General features: G+C 42.9%; 4 protein-coding genes and 1 pseudogene. 4 read left to right on the top strand and 1 reads right to left on the bottom strand.

Translation table 11 applies throughout. The features are described 5' to 3' along the window. Positions 1-561: pseudogene (locus A3729_RS11880) on the bottom strand (glutathione synthase); the annotation flags it as partial. Positions 562-895: 334 nt separating this feature from the next. Between A3729_RS11880 and pilG the strand changes: the two are divergent. From pilG to A3729_RS11860, 4 genes are all read left to right on the top strand, one after another. Next, on the top strand, positions 896-1,291 hold the full coding sequence (gene pilG / locus A3729_RS11875) for a twitching motility response regulator PilG (RefSeq protein ID WP_068508694.1): 396 nt from the start codon (positions 896-898) through the stop codon (positions 1,289-1,291). A gap of 42 nt (positions 1,292-1,333) precedes the next feature. Further along, positions 1,334-1,696, top strand: a complete 363-nt coding sequence (gene pilH / locus A3729_RS11870; protein WP_068553627.1) for a twitching motility response regulator PilH — start codon at positions 1,334-1,336, stop codon at positions 1,694-1,696. 14 nt (positions 1,697-1,710) lie between these two features. Next, positions 1,711-2,271 carry a chemotaxis protein CheW gene (locus A3729_RS11865; RefSeq protein ID WP_068508699.1) on the top strand — a complete coding sequence of 187 codons (561 nt, stop codon included), beginning with the start codon at positions 1,711-1,713 and terminating at the stop codon, positions 2,269-2,271. A 73-nt stretch (positions 2,272-2,344) separates the two neighbouring features. Continuing rightward, the coding region (locus A3729_RS11860; protein WP_197475816.1) for a type IV pili methyl-accepting chemotaxis transducer N-terminal domain-containing protein at positions 2,345-3,073 on the top strand (729 nt) is incomplete at its 3' end.

Below are 3,073 nucleotides of genomic sequence, written 5' to 3'. Positions count from 1 at the left end.
CGTTTCGAGAATCACACTTAGGTTACTGTCCCCCAGAGTCACTCTGAAAATAGAAGCGCCTCCCATACCATCCAAGGGTTTATAGATGACGTCTTCATGCTGCTTACAAAACGCTTTCAAGCGTTGCTGATCTCTCGAGACCAAAACAGGCGGGCAACATTGGGGGAAAAGAGTCGCGTATAGCTTTTCATTACAATCTCGCAAGCTTTGGGCTTTATTTAATACTAAAGCTCCCTGCTGCTCGGCCCGTTCTAGAATATGCGTAGCGTAAATAAACTCTGAATCAACGGGTGGATCCTTACGCATAAGAATGACGTCTAACTCAGCCAAATCGGCTTCGCGCGGCTCACCAAGTTCATACCAGCTTTGCTCATCGTTACTTACCTTGAGAGGCGTCAAACGTCCACGAGCCGTACCTTGATCCAAATATAGGTCAGACATTTCCATATAGTTCAAAGACCAGCCTTTCGCTTGGGCAGAAAGCAGCATAGCGAAGGAACTATCCTTCTTGATATTAATCCCGGAAATGGGATCCATCACAATTCCTAACTTAAACGTCATTTATTACCTGCGAAACAAAAAAAATGTACTAACCTTAAGAACTACTATCTTAGTTTAACTTTCATTACATTTTGAATAAAACAATTTCTTTCTTAGATTATCTATTTAAACTATAAATAATAAATGCTTATGAAATTAATCGTGATTTGATATTAACAAACACTTTTAAGATATTGGTCTATAGTGAAATAATGGTCGCCGAATTTTGTATCGTGACCGTGAAAAGTAAATACCAGGTTTGACAAGTTCAGGCTTGGAATATCGTAGTGCGTCGCGTACAAGACATGTCAGACCCGACGCTAATTGTTCTTCAAGTGCCTTAGGCTGCTGGATAATGGAAGATAATTTCGAAAACCTTAAAATTATGGTTATCGACGATAGTAAGACTATTCGTCGTACCGCAGAGACTCTGCTAAAAAAAGTTGGCTGTACCGTCATCACCGCTACAGATGGTTTTGATGCGCTCGCTAAGATAGCAGACTCCCACCCCGATATAATATTTGTTGATATCATGATGCCTAGGCTGGATGGTTATCAAACCTGTGCGCTGATAAAAAATAACAGTGCCTTCAAGTCTACCCCCGTCATAATGCTGTCCAGTAAGGATGGTCTTTTTGATAAGGCGAAAGGTCGTATCGTTGGGTCAGACCAATATTTAACCAAACCATTTAGTAAAGATGAATTATTGAATACTATTCGCACCCATATGCCGAATAGCCAAGTCAGCTAATTATTTCGGTTTACAAAGAGTAGTATTTTGCCAGGAGGAATTATGGCTCGCATTTTGATCGTGGACGACTCGCCTACAGAGATTCGTAAAATTTCAACCATTCTAGAAAGCAACAATCATGAGGTGATTACCGCTGATAATGGTGCTGATGGCGTTGCTGTTGCGAGAGCAGAACAACCTGACCTAATCCTGATGGATGTCGTGATGCCAGGTTTAAATGGTTTTCAGGCCACTCGACAATTAACTCGAGCAACTGAAACTGCTGAAATTCCGGTAATTATCGTGACAACAAAAGACCAGGAAACAGACCGGGTATGGGGTACACGCCAAGGCGCCAAAGGATATCTTGTAAAACCTGTGCCAGAAAGTAGCCTGATTCAAACTATCAACGAATTGCTGGGTTAGGGTATTAACAGAGCATGAGCGCATCTTCTGCCAAGCAAGCTAGCCCCTTTGATATTCTAGCTGACATCGTAAACCGTAGCGTTAAGTACGCTGCGGGGCTGCCTGCGCAAGACGAAGCTGTAGAGTTATGGAATGGTATCGGCTTTACGATTGCCAACACTCAGTTCGTTGCTCCAATGGGTTCAGTATCTGAAATCCTGCACCTACCCAAGTACACCTCTGTTCCAGGTGTACGAAACTGGATGCTTGGTGTAGCAAACGTACGTGGCCGTCTACTTCCAATCATGGATTTAGCCTTATTTTTTGATGTTGAATCCAGCTCCAAAAAGAGCAGAGATAAACGAGTCTTAATCGTCGAGCACGGTGAGATTCTTAGCGGCTTTGTCGTAGATAGCGTTCACGGCATGCAGTACTTTTCAGCTGATAGCTTTCAAAAGAATGCTAACTCACTATTAGAAAAGTCAATCCAGCCTTTTATAAAAGGCGCATTTGAAAAGAACAATAGTCAATGGAATGTATTTGATACCTTCACACTGACAAACAATAAAAAGTTTCTTGATGTTGCAGTCAGGTAGTAACGCTGCTCATCATTTGAAAGCAGTAAATTGAAAAACAAACACTAGATCGTACAAGGCCGGGAGCCAGGAAATGAAAATCATATCTGGAAAATTTAGCACAGACCAGAGCGCCAACTCACAAATTCTTTTAGTGGGCTCAGCGCTGATCGTGTTATTGATTTCGCTTTTAGTTGTTTCATATTTTATCACTAGAGACGGTAACCACGATGTCGAATATGCCAGTCACGCTAGTGATTTGCGCGTACTGTCTCAAGAGGTCGCAAAGAACGCAACTGAAGCTGCTGCCGGTAAAGAAGAGGCCTTTGATCAGTTGAAGAAGTCTAGAGATGACTTTGAAAACAAGCTACAGTTAATCAACCAAGGTAATGATGAAACCGGCTTGCCGCCATCAAACCTTGCTGATGACGCCGGTGTAACCGACCTGTGGAAAACAGTAAAAAGCAATGCTGACCGTATCCTGGAAAACAAGGAAACGGTTTTGACCCTGCACCAGATCGCTGAAACATTAAACGAAACCATTCCTCAGCTCCAGATTGAGTATGAAGACGTGGTCATGATTCTACTTGAGAACGATGCTCCCGCAGACCAGATCTCAGTTGCTGAACGCCAGTCTCTTCGTGCAGAACGTATTGTACGTAGTGTTAACAACATCCTTACGGGTGATGAAGATGCCGCTATTGCAGCCAACCGCTTCGGTGAAGATGCGACACTATTCGGACGTGTAATGAACTCCATGTTTGAAGGCAATGAGGCTATGCAGATTTCTCAGGTAACTGACGAAGATGCTATCTACGGCCTT

The sequence above is a fragment of the Oleiphilus sp. HI0043 genome (assembly GCF_001634935.1).
The sequence above is the reverse complement of the archived record's forward strand: the minus strand, read 5'-3'. Positions and strand labels throughout refer to the sequence as shown.

Bases quoted from the DNA above. Each gene is read 5' to 3' on its own strand.
- pilG (WP_068508694.1), top strand. From the start codon at position 896: ATGGAAGATAATTTCGAAAACCTTAAAATTATGGTTATCGACGATAGT.
- pilH (WP_068553627.1), top strand. From the start codon at position 1,334: ATGGCTCGCATTTTGATCGTGGACGACTCGCCTACAGAGATTCGTAAA.
- A3729_RS11865 (WP_068508699.1), top strand. From the start codon at position 1,711: ATGAGCGCATCTTCTGCCAAGCAAGCTAGCCCCTTTGATATTCTAGCT.